Source organism: Microbacterium halotolerans, assembly GCF_003569805.1.
Classification (GTDB): domain Bacteria; phylum Actinomycetota; class Actinomycetes; order Actinomycetales; family Microbacteriaceae; genus Microbacterium; species Microbacterium halotolerans.
Map to the genome: position 1 here is coordinate 611,351 of NZ_KZ984051.1, position 23,159 is coordinate 634,509.

Here is a 23,159-nt window from a genome sequence, read left to right on the forward strand (position 1 = left end):
CAAAGGAGCGCACCGTGACCGAGTCACGACTTCTCGCCGGCGCCGTCGACGAACTCGCACGCCGCACGCACCTGCCCGTGGCCTTCGGCGGACTGATCGACGGCTCCGGCGTGACGAGGGTCACCGCGTTCCGCGGCAACCGCACACCCTCCCTCTACGGGCTTTCTGTGGAGCGCGATCGCGGACTCGGCGGCAGGGCGGTGACGGAGCTGCGCCCGCGCATGGCGCGCGACTACGCCTCCGCCAAGCAGATCACGCACGACTACGACACGTACATCCTGGGCGAGGGCATCGGCACGCTGCTGGCCGTGCCGATCATCGTCGGCGGCGCCCCTCGCGGTGTGCTCTACGGCGGCGTGCACGGCAGCTGGAGCATCGGCGGAGTCGCGGCCGCACCGGCCGTGCAGATCGCAGAGCGGCTCGCTCACGACCTCGCCGGGCAGGACGGCGCACGCGAACTCGCAGAGCGAGAGCGGGCGCTCGAGCAGATCAGGTCGACGCCTGAAGCGCGTCCGGAGCCAGGACTGTCGACCGTGCAGCAGGAAGCGCTGCGCGAGAGCTACGCGGAACTGCGACGCATCTCGTCCGAGATCGACGACGCCGGGCTGCGCCAGCGACTGCACGAGGTCGAGCGCCACCTCGCCTCGCTCTCCGGTGCGAGCGCCCCGACTGCGCCCCGCACCGATGTGCGCCTCTCACCGCGCGAAACCGACGTACTCGCGTGCGTCGCCCTCGGCTCGACGAACGCGGAGATCGCCGGCCAGCTCAGTCTCAGGGAGAGCACGGTCAAGGCCTATCTGGGCTCTGCGATGTCGAAGCTCGACGCGAACACGCGTCACTCCGCCGTCACCGCCGCCAGGCGCATCGGGCTGCTTCCCTGACCGCCTTCCCACCCCCGCGGCCGCGCGCAGCCGTTCCGACACCGGAGCGGCGAGGGGATGGCTGGTCAGCTTTCGGCGAGATCCTCCGCGCCGGCGTCGGCGAGCGCGATGCCCGCGCTGCCATAGAGGTGGAACACGGTGTTCGCTCCGTGCGCTCGGAGCTCGTCGACGTCATGCTCGTAGCGGGCGATCGCGGCGACGGAACCAGCGAACCCGCTGTTTCTGAGCAGCTCCAGCGCCTCGAGGTTGGAATGGTGGAACGGCATCGCGAGCACGGCGAGGCGCACCTCTCCGCTGCGAACGACCCTGCCCCAGAAATCGGAGTCGGTCGCGTCGGCCTGCACCACCTCGAGCCCTTCATCGCGCAGCACCTCCACGCGCACTGCGTCGTGCTCGACGCCGAGCGCCTCCAGACCGTGCTCGTCGTGGAGCCTGAGCAGGGCTGCGCGACCGACGCGGCCCATGCCGAGAACGACCACCTCGGCGTCTCCGACGTCGATGGGACGATCATCCGGATGCAGCTTCGACGGATCCTGTCTGGGCATCCGAGCGGCGAACCATTCCGCGATCACCGCACCCTTGCGGTTGAGCACGGCGGACACGACGAAGCTGCAGGCGACGGCGACGGCGAGCACGGTGAGCCACTCCTCGGAGATCAGGCCGACGGAGGCGCCCGTGACGGCGACGATCAGGCCGAACTCGGAGTAGTTCGCCATCGACAGCGCGGTCAGCCATGAGGTGCGGTGTCGCATGCCCGTCCACCACAGCAGGCCCACGTACATGACCGTCTGAAGCGGAAGCAGGAGCAGGAGCAGCCCGGCGATGGCGAGGTGCTCGAGAGTGGGGACGCCCCCGAGCCCGATGTTCACGAAGAAGGCGACCAGGAGAAGGTCCTTCACGCTGAGCAGACGGTGCGAGAGATCGCTCGCACGGGAGTGGCTCGCCAGCAGCACACCCATCACGAGCGCACCGAGGTCGCCTTTGAGGCCGACTGCCTCGAACAGCACGTAGCCGGGCACGAGCGCGGCGAACAGCCCGAACAGAACCTGCAGCTCGGGCGGCTCTATCCGGTCCCACGCCCTCCTCAGCAGCCAGGTTCCGGGGATCAGTGCGACCAGCGCGACGGCCCACGGGCTCGGCGCGGTCCCCTCCGCGATGCTGAGGAAGACAACCGCGGCGATGTCCTGCATGATCAGCACGCCGATGGCGATGCGCCCGTACAGTGCCGTGGAGTCCGAGCGATCGTCGAGCACCTTCACGACGAACACCGTCGACGCGAACGACAGCGCGAACCCGATCACGGCCCATGTGCCCGCTCCGGTGCCCGTGAGCATCCCGAGGCCGAACGAGGCGATGAGGCCGACGAAGCCGACGCCGATCGCTGTCGAGACCACCATGTGCACGGCGTTGGTCAGCCAGACCTCCTTGCGCAGCAGCGTGCGCAGGTCGAGCTTCAGACCGATGGTGAACAGGAGCAGCGTCACGCCGAGATCCGCCGCTTCCTCGATCACCGGCAGTTCCGCGACGCCTGCCGCGGAGAGCGCGAACCCTGTCGCAAGGAACCCGATCAGCGGCGGCAGCCGCAGCAGCACGGCCGCCAGACCCGCGGCGAGCGCCACCGCGAGGTAGAGCGCCGCTGTCGTGGTGAACATGATGAAACGCTACCGGATGAGGGCGGAGGGAGACCGTCCGGTGACCATCACCTGTCGTCGGTGATCGGCTTGCGCACGGCGTGCGGGACGCGCCAGCGGAGCCAGAGGGAGAGAAGGCGCAGCACGAACACGAGTGCCGCGACAGCGAGACTGACCCATCCGAAGTGCCAGTCGGCGGTCCACATCACCGTGACGAGGGCGGCGCCGAACATCGCGGGCAGCGCGTAGAGGTCGCGTGGGTCGAACAGCTGCGGGTCGCGGTTGGCGACGACGTCGCGCAGCAGACCGCCGCCGACACCGGTGGTCACGCCGATGAGCGCTGCGGCCACCGGGTTCATGCCGTGCTCGAGCGCCTTCACCGCTCCCGTCGTGCAGAACAGTCCGAGCCCCGCGGCGTCGCACACCAGCAGCGGGCGTGTGAATCGGCGCATGTGGCTGTGCAGCACGTACACGATCGCCGCTGCCAACAGCGGAGGCAGAAGGAAGATCGGCTGGTCGAACGCCGTCGGCGGCACACCGAGCACGAGGTCCCGGATGACGCCGCCGCCCAGCCCGGTGAGGGAGCCGAGGAGCAGCGAGCCGACGATGTCGAAGCCCCGCCGCGCCGCGAGCAGCGACCCTGACAGCGCGAAGAAGAACACCCCGAGGAGGTCCAGCGTCAGCGCCATAGGGTTCCCCTCCTTCTCGTGACGACACAGAGCCTACGCGGTGCGCACGGGAATCCCGCGCGCACCGCCATCACCGAGAACCCCGGCCCCGCATCCCGCTGCCGAGATGCGCACCTTTCGTCGAGATGCGCACGTTTGAACGTGGTTTCGTCGAAAGAGTGCGCATCTCGCGGGCCGCGCGCGGGCACCGCGACAGCATCCGCCCTCAGGTCAGCTGCAGACCCGTGATGCACGTCGCATCATCCGGTTCCGATGTGCTGATCGTCGCGCTTCCTGTGCTGCCCTCGTATGTCACCGTCACAGTCGCTTCGACGCCGCGCGGCACCCAGAACCCGACGAAGCCGTTGTCGTACGACGATCGGGTCTCGTCGACGAGCACGTCGCCCGATTCGTCGGTCAGCGTGACCAGAAGATCGGCGTCGCGAAGCTCACCGAGGCACGTCGTCAAGCTGTGGAAGTGACACTCATGAGTCTGCTCGCGGTAGGGGGCGACGGCGACGTAGACCTCGTCCTCGGGCATCGGCATCCGGACCTCACGGTCCTGATCGTCGGTGAGCACCAGTTCGTCTGGCAGCACCGACGCGATCAGACCGGCAGGGCGCTCGGCGACCGGCATCGTGTCGAGCCGTTCGATCACCTGTGCGGCGTCGAGGCCGTCCAGGTCGTGGTCTGTGAGGAGCACGCTGTCGGACGTCTTGCCGTCGGTGGTGGCCGGCTCGGCATCCGACGCCGCGGCGCATCCGGAAAGTGCGAGCGCGGCGACGGCGAGCACGGCGGCGGGAAGAGCGAACGCCCGCCTGCGTGAGAAGATGTCGTGGTTCATGCGGCCATTCCTCCGTGGGATCTGCGACGGACTGACGACGGGGCACTCGCCTCGAGGCATCGAGTCCCTCGCACGCAACGCGCACCAGTCGTGCGTGTGGCCGAGCATACGCAGCCCGCCTGACAACCCAGGATGTCTCGCGCCGTCTTCGGCACCGGACTCGCGCGGCCGCCGAGCTCACCCGTCGCATGTGGCCGATACGATGGCCGCGTGATGATGCCGAACCGCAGAAAGCCCATCCGATCGCGAGCAGGAATCGCCCTTGTTTCGGTGGATCCGGCACACTCTTCGCCTATGGCGAGACCGCCGAGATCACGATCGAGTAGCTCCGGATGGGCCGCACGCGCCCGTCGCGCTGGCAGACTGACCGCGACCAAGATCGAAGGAGCCCGCTGTGCTCGACCTCGCCTTCCCGTTCACCGGGCGCTGGCTGACGCAGAACAGCCCGGCCGATCGAGTGCCCAGCCATGGCACGACACGGTTCGCCAGCTCCCACGCGATCGACTTCGTACCGGTTGACGCTGAAGGGCGCGGCGCTCGATTCTCCCTCGCTTCGCTGCTTCGGCCCGAACCGCCTGAGCACTTCGTCGGATTCGGTCGCCCGGTGCTGGCCCCGGCCGACGGGACCGTGGTCTCGGTCCATGACGCCGAACCCGACCACGCAGCGCACCGTGGCTTCCCGTCCGTCGGCTACGCGCTCACTCAGTCCCGTCGGGCTGATCGCGGCTGGCAGCACCTGGCGGGCAACCACGTGCTGATCCGGATCGACGGCGCGGTCGTCGCCCTCTGTCATCTGCAGCGCGGCAGCACCCGGGTTCACGTCGGAGCACAGGTGCACGTCGGTGAAGAGGTCGGACGCTGCGGGAACTCGGGCAACAGCACGGAGCCCCATCTGCATCTGCAGGCGATCGACCGGCCGGACCCGGATCGCGCCGATGCGGTGCCGTTCACCCTGCGCGGACGCCTGCCGCGGAATCGGGGGATCGTGGTCGCGTAACCGGCACCCGTCACTCGGTGACGTCGAAGTCCCGCACCGGATGGCTGAGGCCGTTCACGATGACCTCGAGCCCGTGTGTGCCGGGGCGGATCGTGCGCGTCGTCATGTTCTGCCGCAGCAGCTGAGACTTGGTCAGGGCCACAGTCTCCCCCGCGGGCAGCATGGTCCGGCCCAGCTTGAACACCCTGCGACTCATGCCGCCGTCGGCACGCGGTGAGTGCATCGCGTAGTCGACGATGGCCTCAGCGTCGTGCGGCGACCTGATCTGAACCCGGAAGTCGAGGCTCTCACCCAGCGCGACCGACGAGGGCACGTCGACATCGATCAGTTCGATGGTCTGTCCTGGAGCGATTCCGACCAACTCCATCGCACCAGGATGCCCAGCTTTCACCAGGGTGCGGGTGGCGTGCCGCACGACGAACGCCAGCTCCCGGGGTTCCTGCCTCTGCTCCACCTGCCAGCGCTTCAGCGTCTGGAGCACGAGGTCAGGATCGGACTTGGACAAGTCGTTGACGTGATTGGCGACCGAGCGGGTCACGAATCGCGTCGGATCGGCGTGCAGCTCGTCGAGCAGACCGAGCGCGCGCAACGGACCCGAAGTGAGCCCATGCCCCCATGGAAGGCGGGGCCTGGTGCCTTCCGAGCACAGCCGGCGCACGTGATAGTGCTCGTCACGGCTCCATTGCTCGAGCGCCGCGTAAGTTTCATCCGGGAACTGATTCAGGAACGCACGGATCGCGTACTCGGCGGAGAATCTGGTCGTGATCTGCCTGAGCGCTTCGAGCGAGCGATCCAGATGCTCGCCGCTGCAACCGTAGGCCGCCACGAACTCGCCGTACGGCGCATAGATGAAGTCACCGAAGTCGCCGTCGCCGAGGGTCGGGTCCGCCTGCTCGGGCAGCGCGCTGACGAGCACGCGCAGTGCTTCGGTGAAATCGGCGGGGAGCCGTTCTCGCAGGCACGTGGCGATCCAGCTGATGCGCTGCTTCAGCTCCAGTTCCGGCAGCCGCGCCACTACCGCCTCGGTGAAGGCCTCCGCATCGAACTCATCGTGCGCCGAGCGGATCTCGGCGGCGATGGCTGACACCTTCTCGCGGTTGAAGAGCTGGTCCTTCAGCGGTTCGCGGGGTGTTGCAGGCTTCGGCACACTTTCACACTACTGCGGCTGCTGCGCAGCTGGAACGACAGGGGACGCACCGCTAGGCAGCCGAGCCAGAAGGCGAAGGGCCCCGCAGAGTCGGCGTGGTGTCGGGTCAGTGGCCCGCTCCTCTCGCAGTCCCCGTCACCGGCGACGACCGATCTCAGTATGTGCTCATACCCCTTGCCGGATGACATGACCAGGAGAGTCATCACCACGACGGGCACCTCCCCCGAGGCCGCCACGCCAGGGGCGGTCTCGGGGGGTGAGGTACGCGCGCAGCGCACGGCCCTGTCGGCGAGCGTGCGTTATTGAGTGCGGGCTCTATCGGCCGAGGTGGTACCGTTCGAGGAACTCGATGATGGCGTGGGCCGCCAGCTCAGGTTCCTGCTCGACGGGGTAGTGTCCGGAGCGTTCCATGACGAGGCTGCTGACATCTGCTGCCAACGGATGCAGCCCTTCTGCGACGGCGGAGCCCATTGCGTAGCGGCCACCTATCGCGAGCACGGGGGTGCGGATCTGGTCGTCTCGGATCCTCCCGACGTCGACGATGTCATCGCTCCGCGTGCGGTAGTAGCCGAGGCCCGCTTCGAGCACTCCGTCCGCCTCATACGCGTCGATGTAGGAGCGAAGGACGGCAGGGTCAAGCCCTGCCGGTCCGGCGCTCTGGTGCAGGAAGGTGCCGTAGTAGGCGTCCTCTCGTCCCGATACGAGTTGCTCGGCAAGACCCGGCACACGGTTGAACGGGCCGTGCCAAGACGGGTACTGCTCTGCGCCCGGTGTGGGGATGTCCACGCTGATGCCGGGCAGGATCTCTTCCTCGACCACTAGTGCGGTCACAGCATCGGGCATCGCAGCGGCCAGGAGGATTGCGACGGTTCCTCCCCAGTCGTGACCTATGACCGCGAACCGCGTGAGTCGTTGTTCGATGAGCTGTTCCCGCAGCTGTGCGGCAAGTTCGCTCTTCCTGAAGCTGTGGATGCCTTCTGGCACAGCGCCGAGTCCGGGCAGGGTGATCGGGATCGGCGTGAACCCCGAGCTGCTCAGAAGCGGCAGCAGGTTCCGCCAGTGCGCTTGCGTGACAGGCCAACCGTGCAGGAGCACGACGGATGGTTCGTGTGGGGAGGAGCTCACTGTTCCATGATCCCCGCTACCACCGACTCTCCTGGTCCGATGTCCACCGTCGGCTGATCCAAGGTTGTGTTCGAGCGCCCGGTTAGCGCCGTTGGGCTATGCAGGCGGACCAGTCGCGCGAGCCGCCCTGGCTTCTGTTCCATTCTTGACGTGCCCTGAGTCTCGTTCCGCTCCGTTGTGAGGATCCGGTCTCGTCAGAGAGGACCAGCAGTGCCTCGTCAGTACTCATCCCAGTTCCCTGAGCGTGTGCTCGCGCTTGTCCACGAGGGCCGCGATGCCAGCGGGCCAGCGGTGGAGTTGGGCATCGCATCAGCGACGATCTATCGGCAGCGCCTCAGCGTCGACGCGAACGAGCCCACGCCGCGAACTGCACAGGGCGCAGCCTTCAGCGGTGCCGCGCAACGACCGCGACCCGGCAGGTGAGCGCGATCAGCGGCTGCGTCACCGTTCTGCCCGAACCAGCTGAACAACGACCAGCGCCGCGGCGGGTGCGAGCAGCACAAGCGCCACGGTGTTGACCACATGGAACCCGCCCCACGCGAGAATCGGGCCAGCCAGCGCCGCCGCACCGGCGCCGGCATAGTTCATCCCGGCATCGGTCACGCCCTGCAACGGCAGCTTGACGCTGACGTCAGGATTCGATGCGAGCACGGTGGACGACGAGATGATGCACGCCGACCAGCCGATGCCGAGCACCACGAGAGCAGCCGGCGTCCAGCCTCCGCCGAGCGATGCGGCGACAAGACCGAGCACCAACGCCGTGAGCAGGAGCACAACGCCACCCGCTGCCGTGCGAACCGCCCCGATCCGATCGACGCACCAGCCGAACAGGGGGCTGAGCGCGTACATCCCCAGCACGTGCAGGCTGATGACGACGCCGACGACCGTGAGCGAGTCACCGTGGTGCTGCATGTGCACGGGAGTCATCACCATGACCATCACCATCACGGAATGCGCGCACGCGGTCAGCACAACCGCCATTCGGGCGTGTGGGTGCGCGAACGCCCAGCGCAGCGCCGCCATGGCAGAGATGCGGGCAGCCCCTGTGGCGGAAGCAGCCGCCACAGGCGGCTCGTCGCCCACGGGAGCGACGGCATCTCCCGAGCCCCGCGCCGCAGCGACGCCATCGGTGAGCTTGCGCACCCGGTGGCCGCCGTAGAAGATCACGATGACCATCGCGGCGCACGCGATCGCGATCGCTGAGAACACGTACGGCCCGGCCAGCTCGGGCAGACCGAGGGAGAAGCCGAGTTCATTGCCGAGGTTGGTCAGGTTGGGCCCCGCAACAGATCCGATGGTCGTGGACCAGATGACGAGCGACATCACACGTCCGCGCGCGGCTGCGGAAGCGTTCTCGCCCGCAGCGTAGCGCGACTGCAGATTCACGGCCTGAGCCGTGCCGAACATCGCCAGGCCGATCAGCAGCAGGATGAACTGTTCGATCAACGCCGCCGTGATGACGGTGACGGCACCGAGCAGGGCGATCACATATCCGACAGCCAGCGCCGCCCGCCTCCCCGCTTTCGCAGCAAGGGTGGCCAGCGGAATCGCGGCGACGGCAGCGCCGAGCACGCTCATCGCCTGTGCGAAGCCCGCGAACTCCGTGCCGGCCAGATTCTCGGCCATGAGCCCCGCAACCGCGATGCTCGATGCCACACCGACGCCACCGAGCAGATTCGAGGCGATCAGCACCCCGATCCGCGTACGTGCGAGCGCAACCGGCGGTGTGGCGTGCACTGTCATGTCATCTCCCGTTCCGGCCTGGTTCGCACCTCCAGGCTCAGTGCTCCGACTCGCGCACTGCTCGCATCGTATGCGCTGCGCCGTGATAAATCGCTCCGCCGGCTCGCAGGGCCGCGGCGACGTGCACGACCTCCGCGAGCTCTTCGTGCGTCGCACCCGCCTCCGCAGCGGCGGCCGAATGCGCATCCAGACAGCCCGGGCACTGGGTTGTGAGCGCCACGGCGACGGCGATCAGCTCCTTGGTCCTTCTGTCGAGCGCGGTGTCGCTGCCCAGCACGGCCTGGTTGAACGCCGCGAAAGCCGCGTGCATCTCGGGTGCCCCGGTGCGAAGCCGCGCGGACACGGGCTTCGGATCCGTACTCATATCGTTGTCCTCTCTCGCGACTCGGTCGACACGGGCACCGGCGCATCCGTCCCCGGGAAGTGGCATTCGACCTCCCGGCCGGCCGAAGCGTGGCGGGGCGGGGCGACCTCGGCGCACACTTCCTGCGCGATCGGGCACCGCGTGCGGAAACGACATCCCGACGGCAGATTCATCGCCGATGGCGGCTCCCCGTGCAACAGGATGCGCTCTCGTCGCTTCTCGGGATCGGGCACCGGCGATGCCGCCAGCAGAGCGCGGGTGTATGGGTGCTGCGGATCCGAGAAGATGCTCTCAGTCGGCCCCACCTCGACGAGTCGCCCCAGATACATCACCCCCACGCGCTGCGCGATGTGGCGCACGATCGGCAGGCCGTGCGCGATGAAGAGGTACGACAGCCCGAGTCGCTCACGCAGGTCCACCATCAGGTTCGTGATCTGCGCCTGCACCGACACGTCGAGTGCCGAGACCGCCTCGTCGGCCAGAACGAGCGACGGATTCATCGCGATCGCCCTCGCGATGCCGACGCGCTGTCGCTGACCGCCCGAGAGAGAGCGAGGACGCGCAGTGCGCCTGCCCGGATTCAGGCCGACCTGTTCGAACAGCTCCGTCACTCGCTCGTCGAGATCTCGTCCGCGCAGCCTCTCGATAACCTTGAGCGGCTCCGCCACGATGTCACCGACGGACATTCGGGGATTGAGCGAACCCAACGGATCCTGGAACACGACCTGCATGCGTCGCCGACGTGCCCGCAGCTGCCGACGAGGCATCGTCGTGAGCTCCTCGCCTTCGAACTGCACGTTGCCCTCAGTCACGGGCAGCAGGCCCACCGCGAGCCGCCCGAGCGTTGACTTGCCCGAACCCGACTCGCCCACGAGTGCGAATGTCTCGCCGCGACCGATCTCGAGCGACGCGCCGTCGACCGCCCGCAGGACGGCTCGGTCCCCGAACGGCTTCTTCCCGGACTTGACGGAGAACTCCTTGGTCACATTCTGCAGCCGCAGGATGGACTGTGCGGACGAGGTGGTCATGCTGCACCCTTCGTCGTCATCGGGTTCCAGCACGCGACCCGGCTTCCACCGACGTCTCGCGCGGGGGGCGCCTCATTCGCACAGCGCTCGGTCGCGAAAGCGCAGCGCGGGTGGAAGGCGCAGCCGGTCGGCAGCGCCGACGGATCCGGCACCGATCCGCGGATCGCCGGCAGGCGCGTCGGTCGTTCGCCCGTCAGCGGCGGAATCGAAGCAAGCAGGCCGGCCGTGTAGGGGTGCGAGGGCCGCGCAAAGATGTCCTTCGGCGCCGCGTCCTCGACGACCTGGCCCGCGTACATGACGACGACCCGGTCCGCAAGGTCCGCGGCCACCCCCAGGTCGTGCGTCACCAGCAGCACCGCCATGCCCTCTTCGCGGCGAAGTCGATCGATCAGATTCAGAATCTGTGCCTGCACCGTGACGTCGAGGGCCGTGGTGGGCTCGTCGGCGATCAGCAGGCGGGGCCTGGCGAGCAAGGCCATCGCGATCATCACCCGCTGGCACATGCCGCCGGACAGCTGATGCGGATAGCTTCCGAGCACGCGAGGACCATCGTGGACACCCACCTCGGCGAGCGCCTCCACAAGGCGCTCATGTTCGGCTCGACGCGTCAGACGCTCGCGCCTGCGCAGCGCCTCTCGCAGTTGGAACTCGATCGAGTACACGGGATCCAGCGAGCTGAGCGGCTCCTGGAACACCATCGTCAGCTCGCGCCCGCGCAGTCGTCGCACACGTTCGGCGGAGAGATCGGTGAGTTCCTCGCCCGCGAGCTCGATCCTTCCGGTCACGTCCATTGCATCGTCGAGCTGAGTCAGCCCCATGATCGTGCGAGCCGTGACCGACTTGCCCGAGCCCGATTCGCCCACGAGGCAGACGATCTCGCCCTCCCTCACCTCGAAGCTCGCATCACGGACGAGAGAGAGCGGCCCCGCTTGCTTCTGCACGGTCACGCCGAGATCCTCGATCCGCAGCAGCCTGTCAGCGTCGGTCTGCCCAGCTGTCACGCGCTTCTCCATGGTCGTCACATCAGTCGACATTGAACCTGTCCCTCAACCAGTCACCGGCCAAGCTCACGGCGATCACCGTGAGCGTGAGAACAATCCCCGGAAAGGTGGTGATCCACCAGGCAGACGCCAGATACGGTTGTCCCAGCGCGAGCAGCTCACCCCAGTCGGGGACGTCCGCTCGCGCACCCAGCCCGAGGAAACTGAGTGATGCGGCGGCCACAATCGAGACGCCCACCGTGACGGTGGCCATGACGATCGATGGTGCCAGCGCATTCGGCAGCAGGTGGCGCCACAGGATTCGCCAGGGCCCGAACCCCACTGAGTCCGCCGCCTCGATGAACAGCCGTGAGCGCACGGTCATCGCCTGACCACGCATGATCCGGGCGAAGCCCGGCACCGCCGAGATCCCCACGGCGACGATGAGATTCTGCATGGATGCACCGAGCCCGGCCGCGATGATCATCGCCAGAAGCACCCCAGGGAAGCACATCAGCATGTCGATGAAGCGCCCGACGATCATGTCGACCCAGCCGCCCGCGTAGCCGGCGACAAGGCCCAGCAGGGTGCCGATCACGAACCCGACGACCGTCGCCGAGATCCCGATGACCATGGCCGTACGCGCACCGTAGGCCAGCAGGGTCGCGATATCGCGTCCGAAGTGGTCGGTGCCGAACGGATGGCCGGCGACGCCCGGAGCCCGCATCGCACCGGCGGGATCGAGCGCGGTCGGATCCGCCGTCGAGAACGCCTGCGGCACGACTGCCGCGATCAGCACGACGACGAGCCATGCGAGCGCGATCCACAGCGTCACGAGGTCGGGCGTGATGCGCAGGCGGGACCGCGCGAGGATCCCACCGCGAGCAGCGGTCAACGGGTTGGCGACGGCGGTCATCACCCCACCTCCACGGGCTCGGGCTCCGACTTCGCATGCGCCGATTCCTGCGCTTCGATCATGCGAACGAGCATGTCGGGAAGATCGTCAGGGTCGAGCGGGGCGAACACCGGGACAGGATCAGGGGTGAACTCTGCGCCGCGCGCCATCACGAATCTCAGATCGTGCAGCGCGGCGATATCGTCACGAGGGTCGCCGTGCACGGCGATCAGGTCGGCTGCGAGCCCGGCGTCGATGCGCCCCGCAGCGTCGTCGATGCCCAGAACTCGTGCCGACACCGACGTCGCCGACAGCAGCACGTCGCGGGGTGTCATTCCCGCGGCCACCATCGACTCGAGTGCCGAGACGAAGGCCCAGTGCGGATTGTGGTCGATCCCCGAGTCCGTCGACGCGATGATGGTCGCTCCGGCACGATACAGGTCTCCCAGCGCCCACCTGCGCCCCGGCAGCAGCCGCATGAAGTCCTTCATCCGGGCTGAGCAGGTGGGCGACACGGCGGTGGCGGATGCGGCGATCTGCGCACCCAGCTCCTCGTCGTACCCGTCCGATCCATCCTCCGTCTGGAAGGAGCAGTGCTCGATCGTGTCGACGCCCGCAGCCAGCGCCCTCCGAATGCCTTCGACCCCGTGCGCATGCGCGGCAATCGTCTTGCCGAGGCGGTGAGCCTCGTCGACGGCGATGGCGAGGTCGTCCTGCGGGAACTGCGCGTGCCATGGGGCGGAACCCGAGGTCATGTTTCCGCCCGTCGACATCACCTTGAAGCAGTCGACCGTTCCCTTGTGAAGGGTCCGAACCATGCGACGCATGTCCTCCGGCGAGTCCACCTCGCCGTTCATGAACCAGCAGTGCCCACCCGTGACGGTGATCGCGGGGCCAGCGACCAGCATCCGCGGTCCGTCGGCCGTGCCGTCGAGGATGGCATCGCGCACGGCGACCCCGAGGAGGTCTCGCGAGCCGAGGTCGCGCGCCGTCGTGACTCCGCAGCTCAGCAGCTCACGAGCGCTGCGCAGCATTGTTGCGACCTGCCTCGCATCGTTCTCGGCCATCATCCGGTCGACGGGGTTCGGCCCGCCGTCGAAACCGAGATGGACGTGCGCATCGATCAGACCGGGAAGCACGGTGACATCGCCCAATGCAGTCACATCGCCCCCGGCGAACTCTCCCGGCAGTTCTGACGCGGGTCCCACCCATACGACGCGGTCGCCATCGATGACCACGCCTCCGTTCTCGAGCGTGTCGAGACCTGCTCCGACCAGGACTCTCCTGGCAGTGATGATGCGCATGTCTATGCCTTTCCGACGACGGCGCGCACGCGCGGATCGATGTACGCGTACGAGATATCGACAATGAGATTGATGACGACGTAGAGGACGGCGATCACGAACACCACGCCCTGCACCATCGGGTAGTCCTGCCCGTTGATGGCTTGGACGAGACTCTGACCGATGCCCTGTCGTGAGAACACGGCCTCGACGATGACCGCACCCGCAAGGAGAGCGCCGAGCTGCAGCCCGACGACGGTCACCGTCGGGATCACGGCGTTGCGGAGCACGTGGATGCCGACGACGGCTCGCCGACGCAGGCCTTTCGCGAACAGCGCCGTGACGTAGTTCTCACCGAGCACCTCGATGACACTGTTGCGCACGACGCGGGTGACGGTCCCTGCGGCGGACAGGCCCAGCGTGATGGCCGGCAGGACGAGCTGAGCGAACGAGCCCGATCCGGTCGCGGGAAACCAGCCGAGTCCGAAGGAGAAGGCCATGATCAGCAGAAGGCCGAGCCAGAACGAGGGCATCGACGTGTTGATGAGACTCAGCACCCGGATCAGGGCGTCGGCGATGCCTCCCCGTTGGATTGCGGCGGCCACACCGAGCAGGATTCCCACGCTCGCCGAAACTGCCGCCGCGGCGAGCGCGAGCTGCAGTGTGTGCGGCAGCTGCTGGGCGATCGTCGCGGAAACCGGCTGTCGCGTGGCATAGGAGGTGCCGAAGTCGAACGTCACCACGTCACGGAAGAAGATCCAGAACTGTTCGATCATGGAGCCATCAAGACCGAACTGCGCGCGCAGGTTCGCAACCGTCTCCGGTGAAGCATCTGCGCCGCCGAGGATCGTGGCTATCGGATCACCAGGAAGCATCCGCAGAGTGATGAATATGATCACCATCACTCCCAGCAGCGTGGGAATCGCTGCGCCGATTCGCGACAGGACGACTCGGAGCATCGGTCAGCTCACCAGGTATGCGTCGAAGAAGATCGGATAGCCCTCAGCATCGAACCTCAGGCCGGCCATACCATTCAGCACCAGTGTGTACGTCGGCACGTAGATGCCGACGGAGCGTGCATTGTCGACCACGTCCTGTTGCAGCTGCGATACGATCTCGAGACGCTCGTCGGCCAGGGATGACTGGCTTTCAGCCGCCAGATCCGTCATCTCGGGGACATCGGTATGGCTGAAGTTGAACCCGGTCAGACCCGGGGTCGGAATGAACCTCGGGTCGTACATCTGGTAGAGCACGTTGGGGTCGACCGCGACGAGCGACAGACCAGCGATGTCGAAGTCACCGCTCTGAAGCAGCGACTGACCTTCCGCCTGAGCGAGAAACGCGAGCTCGACCGCGAATCCGACGTCTTCCAGATTCGCCTGGAAGAGAGTCGCGAGGTCCTGCCGCTTCTCGCGATTCGGGCTGCTCTCGAAGTAGGTGATCGACAGCTTCTCGCCCTCCTTGGTGCGCACTCCATCCGCGCCGAGCTCCCAACCCGCGTCCTCGAGCAGCTGCCCGGCGGCGGCGGAATCGAAGTCGAAAGAACCCTCGACCGAATCGTCGTATCCGATGGTCGTGGGAGCAAGCGGTCCCCACGCTCGGTCGTATGTTCCGAGATAGAGCGACTGCACGGCGGCATCGATGTCGAGCGCTGCCCGTGCCGCCTCGCGCACGGCCTGATCCGCGAACACTCCGTCGGCGTTGAAGTGCAGCTGGTACGGCGCGCCCGACTGCTGCTGCGCGATGTAGGTCAGCCCCTGGTCGCCCTTGATGCTCGCGACTTCCGTCTCGGGAACATTCCCGATGCCCTGCACCTCCCCCGATCTGACGGATCCCACGCGCACAGTGGCATCCGAGATGATCTGGAATGTCAGCGTGTCGAGGTACGCGGAACCCTGATGCTCAGCGTTGCCCGGCGCCCACGCGTAGTCCTCGTTCTTGGTGAGCACGACGCGATCCTGCGGCGTGTAGCTGTCGAACACGAACGGCCCTGAGCCGGTGGGGTTCAGCAGATAGTCGGCGGGATCTGCCGCGGCGGCCGCCTCTGGAGAGTTCATTCCCAGGAACGGCGACGTCAGATTGTTGAGGAACGCCGAGAACGGAGCGGACAGCGTCACGGTTGCGCTGAACTCGTCCGTCGCCTCACACGATTCGTATGGCCCGACCAGCCCGACCGCGTAGATGGAACCGGCTTCAGGGTCGACGATCCGGTCGAGATTGAAGCACAGCGCCTCGGCGTCCCATGGCGTTTCATCCCAGAAGGTGACGTCGTCACGCAGCTCGAACTCGTACGTGAGTCCGTCGTCGCTGACGCCCCATTCCTCCGCAAGCCACGGTTGCAGCTCTCCCGACTCGTCGAGATACAGCAGCGAATCGAACATCTGCCGCAGCACACGGGCGTCTTGCGCCGCAGGTGTGACATTGGGATCGAATCCGAAGAAGGCGCTGTCTACGGCGAAGACTGCGTCCCCGCCCTCGACGGGAGGCCCGGCGGATGCGCCTCCGCCTCCGCTGTCGCCTCCCCCGGCACACCCCGCGAGAGCAAGCGCTCCCGTGATCGCAACGGCGGAAACAAGGTAGCGACGTACTGCCATGATGGCCTCCCGAGGCAAGGGCACTGCATACGAAACTTCGACTTGGCGTGTGACGCTACCAATCAGAGTTGAGCCATGCAATAGACTGTTGAAATCTGCAACACTGTGTTGACACACTTGAAACACGAACCGGTACATGCTGGTTATGACCCAAGGAGAGCCGATGACAGAGACCACCCCGAGCGGCCGGAAAGGCATCGCTCGCGCCGGAAAGCAGGAAGAACGCGACTATCTGATCCGCATCTTCTCCGAACTGGTCGACCCCCTCGGGCATTCACTGCCCTCGTCGGTCGAGGTGGTCTTGCACGATCTCGCCAAGCTGCCCAACTCGATCGTGGCGGTGCACGGCGACGTGACCGGCCGAAGAGTGGGAGATCCGGCAACCGACCTGCTGCTCCAGCGCGTCGCGGCAGGAGACTTCTCGCACGCCGTCGGATACTCGACCCAGCTTCCCGATGGCCGCTCGCTGCGGTCGACGACCATGATTCTGAAGGACAGTTCAGGCGAGCCCATCGCCGCGCTCTGCCTCAACGCGGATGTCTCCGTGTGGCACCGAGTCGCACGCATAGCCGAAGACATGGGCGGCGTGCTGTCGCCGGTGCCCGACGTGCCACGGTCTCGTGCGGACCCGGAGTCGGCCGGCGAGCCTCGAACGGCATCTGAAGAGGTCTTCCCTCGGGATGTCGACGAGCTTGCAGCGCACCTGATCCATCAGGCGATCCACGAGCAGAGCGCCCCCGTCGAGTTGATGCGCAAGGAGCACAAGCTGGCCGTCGTGCAAGCGCTGAAGCAGCGCGGCATGTTCATGCTGCGGGATGCGGTCGAGATGATCGCGACGTCACTGGGAGTGACCCGATTCACGATCTACAACTATCTGAACGAACTAGACGACCAGGACGCACAGGCCGGAGACGAGCCGTCCTCCAAACGAAAGCGAGCTTCACGATGACCACCGCCCTCTTCGACACAAGCACCTTCGACTCCATCTCGGCTGAAGACCTGCGCGCGACCGGAAGTCTGAAGTGGACGATGTTCCCGGGGAAGACCCCGGCGTTCGTCGCGGAGATGGACTTCGGAATCGCGCCACCGATCACACGAGCGCTGCACACCGCGGTGGATGTCGGCGCCTTCGGCTATCTGCCCCCCGCGTCAGCCACCGCGATGAGCGATTCCTTCGTCGACTGGGCAGCCTCCCGCTACGGGTGGCGCGTGTCACCCGACGACGTGAAGCCGATGCCGGATGTCATCGCCGCCCTGGAACTCGCGATCGATCACTTCTCCGCTCCCGGATCCGCCGTCGTGCTTCCCACCCCGGCCTACATGCCGTTCCTCACCGTGCCGGAGGCGCATGACCGTCGGATCATCCAGGTCCCGATGATCCGTACGCAGGACGGTTGGGAGTACGACCTCGCCGGAATCGACCGCGCGTTCTCCGATGGAGGAGGGCTGCTGATCCTGTGCAACCCGCACAACCCGATCGGTCGCGTGCTGCGTCACGACGAGATGGTCGCGATCGGCGACGTCGTCGAACGCCACGGTGCTCGAGTGTTCTCCGACGAGATCCACGCGCCGCTCGTGTACGACGGCGCCGCGCACGTCCCGTACGCCGCGGTGAACGATGTCAATGCCGGTCACACGATCACCGCCACTTCAGCCTCGAAGGCGTGGAATCTTCCCGGCATGAAGTGCGCACAGGTCGTGCTGTCCAACGAGGCGGATCGCGCGTACTGGGCCGAGCACGGTCGCAGCTTCGGCCATGGAGTGGCGAATCTCGGGGTGATCGCGAACACCGCCGCATACTCGGCAGGCGGACAGTGGCTGGACGGGGTGCTCTCCTACCTGGACGGCAATCGGCACCTGCTCGCCGACCTCCTGGACGAGCACCTGCCGGGAGTCGAGTACACCGCCCCGGAGGGCACCTACCTCGCATGGTTGGAGTGCGGTCCCCTGGGCATCGAGGGCTCGCCTGCCGATTTCTTCGCTGAGCACGCCGAGGTCGTCACGACCGACGGTTCGATGTGCGGCGACGGCTACGAGACCGCCATCCGGTTCAACTTCGCGATGCCGCGCCCGATCCTGCGTGCGACCGTCGCCGCAATGGGTGCTGCCGTGCGCAAGCTCAGCTGACCGCCCACCTCCGCAGACACTCCCCAGCTGTGCCGCGGCGCGCTCACCCCCTCGTCAGCCGCAGCATCGCCCACGACACGGGCGGCAGCACGACGCTCACGGTCTCGCCCTCGACGGACGCACTGTCGTTCGCACGCGGTACCACAGAATCCGGATCGTCGGCCGTCGCCTGCCGCATCGGATCGGGATGCGCGAGCGTGATGGCCTCCGCGAGGCGAAGCTCACCTGCGCCGCGCACGTCCACCGTGAGATCGAGCTCTTCGTCTGTGGAGCGGTTCACGGCGAACACCACGACATCGCCCGTCTCCGGGTCGTGGGTCGCGACAGCGTCGAGCACCGGGGACGCACCGAACTTCGCTGTGTCGTACGTGGGCGCGTCGATCGCAACCCGAAGAACCTGTCCCGCCGCGTGTCGGGCGGTCAGGGAGAAGGGATGAAAGGTCGTCTGACGCCAGCTGCGCCCGCCCGGTTCGGTCATGATCGGCGCGATCACGTTGACCAGCTGGGCGAGCGATGCCGAGTGCACCCTGTCGGTGTGTCGAAGCAGCGAGATCAGCAGATTGCCGACCACGACCGCGTCCGCCACGTTGTACTTGTCTTCGAGGAGCACGGGGGCGACCGGCCAGTCGTCGCCTTCTGGGACCTTCGATTCCGCCCGGTTCTGGTACCAGACGTTCCACTCGTCGAACGAGATGGCGATCCGCTTGTCGTGCTTCCCCGAAGCGCGAACCGCATCCGCAGTGGCGGCGACGGACTCGATGAAGTGATCCATGTCGATCGCCGAGGCAAGGAACGACCCGAGGTCGCCGTCCTCTTCGTAGTAGTAGGCGTGCGCGGACACCATGTCCACCTGCTCGTACGACTCGCTCAAGACGATCCGCTCCCACTCGCCGAAAGTCGGCATACCGGATCCGGATGATCCGCACGCGACAAGGATGAGATCCGGATCCATCATGCGCATCGCGCGCGCCGTCTCGACCGCGAGCCTCCCGTACTCCTCGGCCGTCTTGTGCCCGATCTGCCACGGCCCGTCCATCTCGTTCCCGAGACACCACATCCGGATGCCATACGGCTCCTGGGCTCCGTTCGCACGGCGCAGATTCGCGAAGTGCGTATCGCCGGTGCCGTTGCAGTACTCGAGCAGGTCGAGCGCCTCCTGCACACCACGTGTTCCGAGGTTCACCGCCATCATCGGCTCGACGCCGGCCGAACGGCACCAGGTGATGAACTCGTCGACGCCGACCAGATTCGGATCGGTGGAATGCCACGCGAGATCCGGACGCCGAGGTCGTTCGTCCACCGGTCCCACGCCGTCCTCCCATCGGTACCCCGACACGAAGTTGCCGCCCGGGTACCGCACGGTCGTCACCCCGAGCTCACGCAGGAGATCGATGACGTCGCCGCGGAAGCCGTCGGCGTCCGCGGAGGGGTGCCCTGGCTCGTAGATTCCGGTGTACACGCAGCGGCCGAGGTGCTCGACGAACGAGCCGAAGGTGCGCGGACGCACAGGGCCGACGACGAAGGCGGGGTCGACCGTGACGGAGGCTGTCAGCATGGAGGGTTCCTTTCGGTAGGAGTCGGCGCGAAGCCGATGGGAGAGATGATCTGCGTCTGGTCGAGCACCTCCTGGGCGGGCACGCCGTTCTCGAACGCCTCGTTGAGCGTCACCGTGCGGAAGAGGTTATCGACCGATGGCCAGTCAGGCGCCGTGAACGACTCCCAGTGGCCGATGCCGCCGGAGACCTCGTTCAGCACGTCGAACAGGTTCGTCTGGAAGTACTCGTTGAACTTGTTCTCGGGGTTGTGCGTGACGGCTTCGTCCTCCCACACCGACATGTTCACGGGGTCGAAGCCGAGCTCCTCCCACACCGCCACGTTCGCCTCAGGCGAGAGCTTGGCGAAGGCGAGCCATTCGGATGCGAAGTCGGCGACCGGCGACCCGGCGAGCGCGGCCGTTCCCGTGCCGCCGCCGCCGATGGTCCGAACGTCGGAACCTTCGATGACCGGGGCGGGTACGATCGCGATCTTGCCCGCGAGATCGGGCATGTAGTCGACGAACCGCGAGGTGTACCAGGCGGGATACACGACCGCGGCGTAGTCGCCGCTGTTGATCACGCCGAAGGCCTCCTCGTCATCCGGACTGCCGCCGGGGATCGTCGAGATCGCACCGGCCTCCTGCATCTCCTGCATCATCTCGATGGTCTCGACGGCCTCCGGGCTGTTCACCTGAGGCTTGCCGTCCGCGTCCATCCACTCACCGCCCAGTTGTGCGGTGATGAGCGGCTCGACGAAGTTGACGCCCGTCTCCGCGACGCCGAATTCCTTCCCTGTGCTGTCGTGATAGCTCGCACCCGCCTCGCGGAAGTCGTCCCACGTCTCGATGGTCGTGTAGTCGATCCCTGCCCCTTCGAGCAGCTCCGCGTTGTAGAACGCGACGAACGCACCGACGTGCGTGGGGAACGCGTAGACCGAGCCGTCCTTCGAGTAGAGGTCGAGACGCGCCTGCACGACATCGTCGGCATACGGACCCGCCGCTTCGGTCAGATCGACGAGCGGCGGGTTGTCTCCCTGCACGAAGTTCGCGAACTTGTTCACCTCGATGTCGACGACGTCGGGGAGGCCCTCCCCCGCATTCAGGCCGAGTTGAAGCTTGTTGTGCATCTCCTCATAGGGGTAGATGGTGATCTGCAGATCGATCTCCTGTTCGGGATTCGCCTCGTTCCACGCATCGGCCATGGCCTCGTAGAACGCCGCGTGGACCTCGGCGAACACCCACATGTCGACGACGGTCGAACCGTCTTCGTTGACGACGGGCTCCTCGGCACCGCCGCTGCACCCGACGAGCGAGATGCCCGCGATGGCGAGCACCGCGGTCGTCAGATGAATCCTGCGCCTGTTCATATTGGTCTCCTTTGATCATGAACTGTGAGGAACGAACGGGGGCCGCTCACCCCTTGACCGCGCCGGCGGTCATGCCTTCGATGAAGTAGCGCTGGAAGGCGAGGAAGAGCAGAAGGACGGGAATCAGCGAGAAGAAGGCGCCGACGATCAACAGGTCGTAGTTGTTTCCGTGCGGTGTGAGCAGTGCGTTCAGACCGATCGGGAGGATGAACTTCTCGGAGCTGCGCAGCACCAGCAGCGGCCAGAGGAAGTTGTTCCAGCACAGCATGCCGTTAAGGATCGCCATGGCCGCGACGGCTGGCTTGGCGATCGGGAGCACGAGCCGGAAGAAGATCCCGAACTCGGACACCCCGTCGACCCGGCCGGCCTCCACGAGCTCGTACGGCACGCCCAGGAAGTACTGACGGAAGAAGAAGATGGTCATCGCGTGGGCGAGGAAGGGCAGGAAGATCACCGTGAAGGTGTCGGCGAGCCCGAAGTCGTTCACCTGCACGTACAGCGGCAGCATGATCATCTCGAACGGCACCGTCATCACGATCAGCACGGCGATGAAGACGGCCTGCTTCCCGCGGAACTCGTACATCGCGATGCCGTACGAGACGAAGGAGCTGACCAGAAGCGTGAGCACGACCTGCACGGCGGTCAGCCACAGGCTGTTCCAGAACCAGATGAAGTAGTCGCCGGACTCGGTCAAGAGCACGCGATAGCTGTCGAGGTCGAACGACGCGAAGTCGATGGCGAAGGTGACGCCGCTGCGCAGCAGCGTTCCGCCGTCCTGGAAGGTGCCGAGGAAGATCGCGATGATGGGTATCAGCGCGATGGCCGCCATCACGATCAGGAAGGCGGACTGGATAGCCCCCGCCCAGCGGATCGGCCAGGGTGGTTTCGGCCGTTCGTTCCCGACGATCGGGATGCTCGTGCGCGTCTCGCTCATCGCGCTTCCTCCTTCCGGAAGGTGCCCGTCAGCGCGAGCTGCGTGATGTTGATGGTGAGCACCACGGCGAGCAGGACGACGCCCACGGCCGCGGCGAAGCCCATGTCGTTCTGCTGGATGCCCTGTCGGTACAGGTATCCGACGATCGTCAGACCCTGATTGTTGGGCGACTGGTTGCCGGCGTAGAGCATGAAGCTCTCGGTGAACATCGCCAGGCCCCCGTAGATGCTGATCGTGACCACGTACACGATCGTCGGACGCAGATTCGGCACGGTGATCTGGAAGAACTGAGCGACCCGTCCGGCCCCGTCGATCGATGCCGCCTCGTAGTACTCCCGCGGAATCGACTGCATCCCGGCGAGGAAGTACATCGTGTTCACGCCGGTCCATCTCCAGAGCGCCAGAATCAGGAGCACGACGAGCCCCGGCACGTCCTCGCGCAGCCAGCGCACCGGATCGAGGCCGATCGCGCCGAACACCTGGTTGATGACGGCCGTCTCGCTCTCCGAGAACATGAGACGGAACACGAGACCGGCGACCACAAGGGAGGTCAGCGCAGGGACGAACAGCGACGCCTTGAAGAACGACTTGACCCGGTCGCTGCCGATCTTCGAGTTGAGAATCGCGGCGAGCACCATCGGAATCGGCACCAGAAGCACCATCGTCAGCATCATGTAGCGGAAGCTGTTCCACATCGCCTGCCAGAACACGCGGTCGCCGACCATCCGCTCGTAGTTCGCGACGCCGACGAAAGACTCCTGGCCGTACAGCACCTCGTGGAAGCTCATGAAGAAGGAGCGACCGACCGGGACCGCCCAGAACACGAGCAGCGTGATGATGAACGGCAGCACGAAGAGATACGGAGCGGCCTTCTTCGAATAGAGCAGTCGCTTCATTGCAGCTTCCTGGGTGAGGGAGTCGGCATCATTGCCGGAGTTCACATTACAGCGCTGTAAATGCGGACGCAAGAGCATGCCAGTTTCTCGCTGATACAGTGGGATGTCAGCGAATCCTTCC

General features: G+C 66.3%; 21 protein-coding genes. 4 read left to right on the top strand and 17 right to left on the bottom strand.

Annotated features, from left to right (window positions below; all coding sequences use genetic code 11):
* Positions 1 to 14 precede the first annotated feature (14 nt).
* Positions 15 to 881 carry a helix-turn-helix transcriptional regulator gene (locus tag DZG09_RS02770; protein ID WP_119696179.1) on the top strand — a complete coding sequence of 289 codons (867 nt, stop codon included), beginning with the start codon at positions 15 to 17 and terminating at the stop codon, positions 879 to 881.
* A gap of 65 nt (positions 882 to 946) precedes the next feature.
* Here the strand turns inward: DZG09_RS02770 and DZG09_RS02775 are convergent, their stop codons facing one another.
* From DZG09_RS02775 to DZG09_RS02785, 3 genes are all read right to left on the bottom strand, one after another.
* A complete protein-coding gene (locus tag DZG09_RS02775; RefSeq protein WP_119696180.1) occupies positions 947 to 2,533 on the bottom strand; it encodes a cation:proton antiporter family protein in 1,587 nt (528 codons plus the stop codon).
* Between the two features lie 47 nt (positions 2,534 to 2,580).
* Positions 2,581 to 3,201, bottom strand: a complete 621-nt coding sequence (locus tag DZG09_RS02780; RefSeq protein ID WP_119696181.1) for a trimeric intracellular cation channel family protein — start codon at positions 3,199 to 3,201, stop codon at positions 2,581 to 2,583.
* Positions 3,202 to 3,406: 205 nt separating this feature from the next.
* Complete coding sequence (locus tag DZG09_RS02785) at positions 3,407 to 4,024, bottom strand: CueP family metal-binding protein (RefSeq protein ID WP_119696182.1); 618 nt, start codon at positions 4,022 to 4,024, stop codon at positions 3,407 to 3,409.
* A gap of 394 nt (positions 4,025 to 4,418) precedes the next feature.
* Between DZG09_RS02785 and DZG09_RS02790 the strand changes: the two genes are divergently transcribed.
* Complete coding sequence (locus tag DZG09_RS02790; protein ID WP_119696183.1) at positions 4,419 to 5,021, top strand: M23 family metallopeptidase; 603 nt, start codon at positions 4,419 to 4,421, stop codon at positions 5,019 to 5,021.
* Between the two features lie 10 nt (positions 5,022 to 5,031).
* On the opposite strand, the gene DZG09_RS02795 is transcribed toward DZG09_RS02790, so the two are convergent.
* The 10 genes from DZG09_RS02795 to DZG09_RS02845 all read right to left on the bottom strand — a co-directional run bounded on the left by DZG09_RS02795 (position 5,032) and on the right by DZG09_RS02845 (position 16,180).
* Positions 5,032 to 6,168: a DNA alkylation repair protein gene (locus tag DZG09_RS02795; RefSeq protein WP_119696184.1), complete on the bottom strand. Its 1,137-nt coding sequence runs from the start codon at positions 6,166 to 6,168 to the stop codon at positions 5,032 to 5,034.
* A gap of 315 nt (positions 6,169 to 6,483) precedes the next feature.
* The gene (locus DZG09_RS02805) at positions 6,484 to 7,293 is read right to left on the bottom strand and encodes an alpha/beta fold hydrolase (protein ID WP_205529033.1); all 810 of its coding nucleotides are present in this window, start codon (positions 7,291 to 7,293) and stop codon (positions 6,484 to 6,486) included.
* Positions 7,294 to 7,734: 441 nt separating this feature from the next.
* On the bottom strand, positions 7,735 to 9,036 hold the full coding sequence (locus DZG09_RS02810) for an MFS transporter (protein ID WP_119696187.1): 1,302 nt from the start codon (positions 9,034 to 9,036) through the stop codon (positions 7,735 to 7,737).
* A 37-nt stretch (positions 9,037 to 9,073) separates the two neighbouring features.
* A complete protein-coding gene (locus DZG09_RS02815; RefSeq protein WP_119696188.1) occupies positions 9,074 to 9,400 on the bottom strand; it encodes a carboxymuconolactone decarboxylase family protein in 327 nt (108 codons plus the stop codon).
* Entirely contained in the window at positions 9,397 to 10,428 is a 1,032-nt protein-coding gene (locus DZG09_RS02820) for an ABC transporter ATP-binding protein (protein ID WP_119696189.1), read from the bottom strand. The genes DZG09_RS02815 and DZG09_RS02820 overlap by 4 nt, the downstream gene beginning before the upstream one ends.
* The gene (locus DZG09_RS02825) at positions 10,425 to 11,462 is read right to left on the bottom strand and encodes an ABC transporter ATP-binding protein (RefSeq protein ID WP_119696190.1); all 1,038 of its coding nucleotides are present in this window, start codon (positions 11,460 to 11,462) and stop codon (positions 10,425 to 10,427) included. The genes DZG09_RS02820 and DZG09_RS02825 overlap by 4 nt, the downstream gene beginning before the upstream one ends.
* Entirely contained in the window at positions 11,452 to 12,324 is an 873-nt protein-coding gene (locus DZG09_RS02830; RefSeq protein ID WP_119696191.1) for an ABC transporter permease, read from the bottom strand. Before DZG09_RS02830 ends, DZG09_RS02825 begins: the two co-directional genes overlap by 11 nt.
* Positions 12,324 to 13,607, bottom strand: a complete 1,284-nt coding sequence (locus DZG09_RS02835; RefSeq protein WP_119696192.1) for an amidohydrolase family protein — start codon at positions 13,605 to 13,607, stop codon at positions 12,324 to 12,326. Before DZG09_RS02835 ends, DZG09_RS02830 begins: the two co-directional genes overlap by 1 nt.
* A gap of 2 nt (positions 13,608 to 13,609) precedes the next feature.
* Positions 13,610 to 14,545 carry an ABC transporter permease gene (locus DZG09_RS02840; RefSeq protein WP_119696193.1) on the bottom strand — a complete coding sequence of 312 codons (936 nt, stop codon included), beginning with the start codon at positions 14,543 to 14,545 and terminating at the stop codon, positions 13,610 to 13,612.
* A 3-nt stretch (positions 14,546 to 14,548) separates the two neighbouring features.
* On the bottom strand, positions 14,549 to 16,180 hold the full coding sequence (locus tag DZG09_RS02845) for an ABC transporter substrate-binding protein (protein WP_162893126.1): 1,632 nt from the start codon (positions 16,178 to 16,180) through the stop codon (positions 14,549 to 14,551).
* A 163-nt stretch (positions 16,181 to 16,343) separates the two neighbouring features.
* Between DZG09_RS02845 and DZG09_RS02850 the strand changes: the two genes are divergently transcribed.
* Positions 16,344 to 17,129, top strand: coding sequence for a helix-turn-helix transcriptional regulator (locus DZG09_RS02850; protein ID WP_119696195.1), 786 nt, complete (start codon positions 16,344 to 16,346; stop codon positions 17,127 to 17,129).
* Positions 17,126 to 18,307: a MalY/PatB family protein gene (locus DZG09_RS02855; protein WP_119696196.1), complete on the top strand. Its 1,182-nt coding sequence runs from the start codon at positions 17,126 to 17,128 to the stop codon at positions 18,305 to 18,307. Before DZG09_RS02850 ends, DZG09_RS02855 begins: the two co-directional genes overlap by 4 nt.
* 43 nt (positions 18,308 to 18,350) lie before the next feature.
* On the opposite strand, the gene arfA is transcribed toward DZG09_RS02855, so the two are convergent.
* The 4 genes from arfA to DZG09_RS02875 are packed head-to-tail and all read right to left on the bottom strand — an operon-like array spanning position 18,351 to position 23,038.
* Entirely contained in the window at positions 18,351 to 19,862 is a 1,512-nt protein-coding gene (arfA, locus tag DZG09_RS02860) for an arabinosylfuranosidase ArfA (RefSeq protein WP_119696197.1), read from the bottom strand.
* Positions 19,856 to 21,208 (bottom strand): ABC transporter substrate-binding protein, encoded by a 1,353-nt coding sequence (locus DZG09_RS02865; RefSeq protein WP_119696198.1) that lies wholly within the window; start codon positions 21,206 to 21,208, stop codon positions 19,856 to 19,858. The genes arfA and DZG09_RS02865 overlap by 7 nt, the downstream gene beginning before the upstream one ends.
* Before the next feature lie 46 nt (positions 21,209 to 21,254).
* Positions 21,255 to 22,142, bottom strand: coding sequence for a carbohydrate ABC transporter permease (locus DZG09_RS02870; RefSeq protein ID WP_119696199.1), 888 nt, complete (start codon positions 22,140 to 22,142; stop codon positions 21,255 to 21,257).
* Positions 22,139 to 23,038: a carbohydrate ABC transporter permease gene (locus DZG09_RS02875; protein WP_119696200.1), complete on the bottom strand. Its 900-nt coding sequence runs from the start codon at positions 23,036 to 23,038 to the stop codon at positions 22,139 to 22,141. The genes DZG09_RS02870 and DZG09_RS02875 overlap by 4 nt, the downstream gene beginning before the upstream one ends.
* Positions 23,039 to 23,159: the final 121 nt, after the last annotated feature.

What these genes read in the sequence shown, in the direction of transcription:
- DZG09_RS02775 (WP_119696180.1), bottom strand. Translation starts at nt 2,533, where the DNA reads ATGTTCACCACGACAGCGGCGCTCTACCTCGCGGTGGCGCTCGCCGCG.
- DZG09_RS02780 (WP_119696181.1), bottom strand. Translation starts at nt 3,201, where the DNA reads ATGGCGCTGACGCTGGACCTCCTCGGGGTGTTCTTCTTCGCGCTGTCA.
- DZG09_RS02785 (WP_119696182.1), bottom strand. Translation starts at nt 4,024, where the DNA reads ATGAACCACGACATCTTCTCACGCAGGCGGGCGTTCGCTCTTCCCGCC.
- DZG09_RS02810 (WP_119696187.1), bottom strand. Translation starts at nt 9,036, where the DNA reads ATGACAGTGCACGCCACACCGCCGGTTGCGCTCGCACGTACGCGGATC.
- DZG09_RS02815 (WP_119696188.1), bottom strand. Translation starts at nt 9,400, where the DNA reads ATGAGTACGGATCCGAAGCCCGTGTCCGCGCGGCTTCGCACCGGGGCA.
- DZG09_RS02820 (WP_119696189.1), bottom strand. Translation starts at nt 10,428, where the DNA reads ATGACCACCTCGTCCGCACAGTCCATCCTGCGGCTGCAGAATGTGACC.
- DZG09_RS02825 (WP_119696190.1), bottom strand. Translation starts at nt 11,462, where the DNA reads ATGTCGACTGATGTGACGACCATGGAGAAGCGCGTGACAGCTGGGCAG.
- DZG09_RS02830 (WP_119696191.1), bottom strand. Translation starts at nt 12,324, where the DNA reads ATGACCGCCGTCGCCAACCCGTTGACCGCTGCTCGCGGTGGGATCCTC.
- DZG09_RS02835 (WP_119696192.1), bottom strand. Translation starts at nt 13,607, where the DNA reads ATGCGCATCATCACTGCCAGGAGAGTCCTGGTCGGAGCAGGTCTCGAC.
- DZG09_RS02840 (WP_119696193.1), bottom strand. Translation starts at nt 14,545, where the DNA reads ATGCTCCGAGTCGTCCTGTCGCGAATCGGCGCAGCGATTCCCACGCTG.
- DZG09_RS02845 (WP_162893126.1), bottom strand. Translation starts at nt 16,180, where the DNA reads ATGGCAGTACGTCGCTACCTTGTTTCCGCCGTTGCGATCACGGGAGCG.
- DZG09_RS02850 (WP_119696195.1), top strand. Translation starts at nt 16,344, where the DNA reads ATGACAGAGACCACCCCGAGCGGCCGGAAAGGCATCGCTCGCGCCGGA.
- DZG09_RS02855 (WP_119696196.1), top strand. Translation starts at nt 17,126, where the DNA reads ATGACCACCGCCCTCTTCGACACAAGCACCTTCGACTCCATCTCGGCT.
- arfA (WP_119696197.1), bottom strand. Translation starts at nt 19,862, where the DNA reads ATGCTGACAGCCTCCGTCACGGTCGACCCCGCCTTCGTCGTCGGCCCT.
- DZG09_RS02865 (WP_119696198.1), bottom strand. Translation starts at nt 21,208, where the DNA reads ATGAACAGGCGCAGGATTCATCTGACGACCGCGGTGCTCGCCATCGCG.
- DZG09_RS02870 (WP_119696199.1), bottom strand. Translation starts at nt 22,142, where the DNA reads ATGAGCGAGACGCGCACGAGCATCCCGATCGTCGGGAACGAACGGCCG.
- DZG09_RS02875 (WP_119696200.1), bottom strand. Translation starts at nt 23,038, where the DNA reads ATGAAGCGACTGCTCTATTCGAAGAAGGCCGCTCCGTATCTCTTCGTG.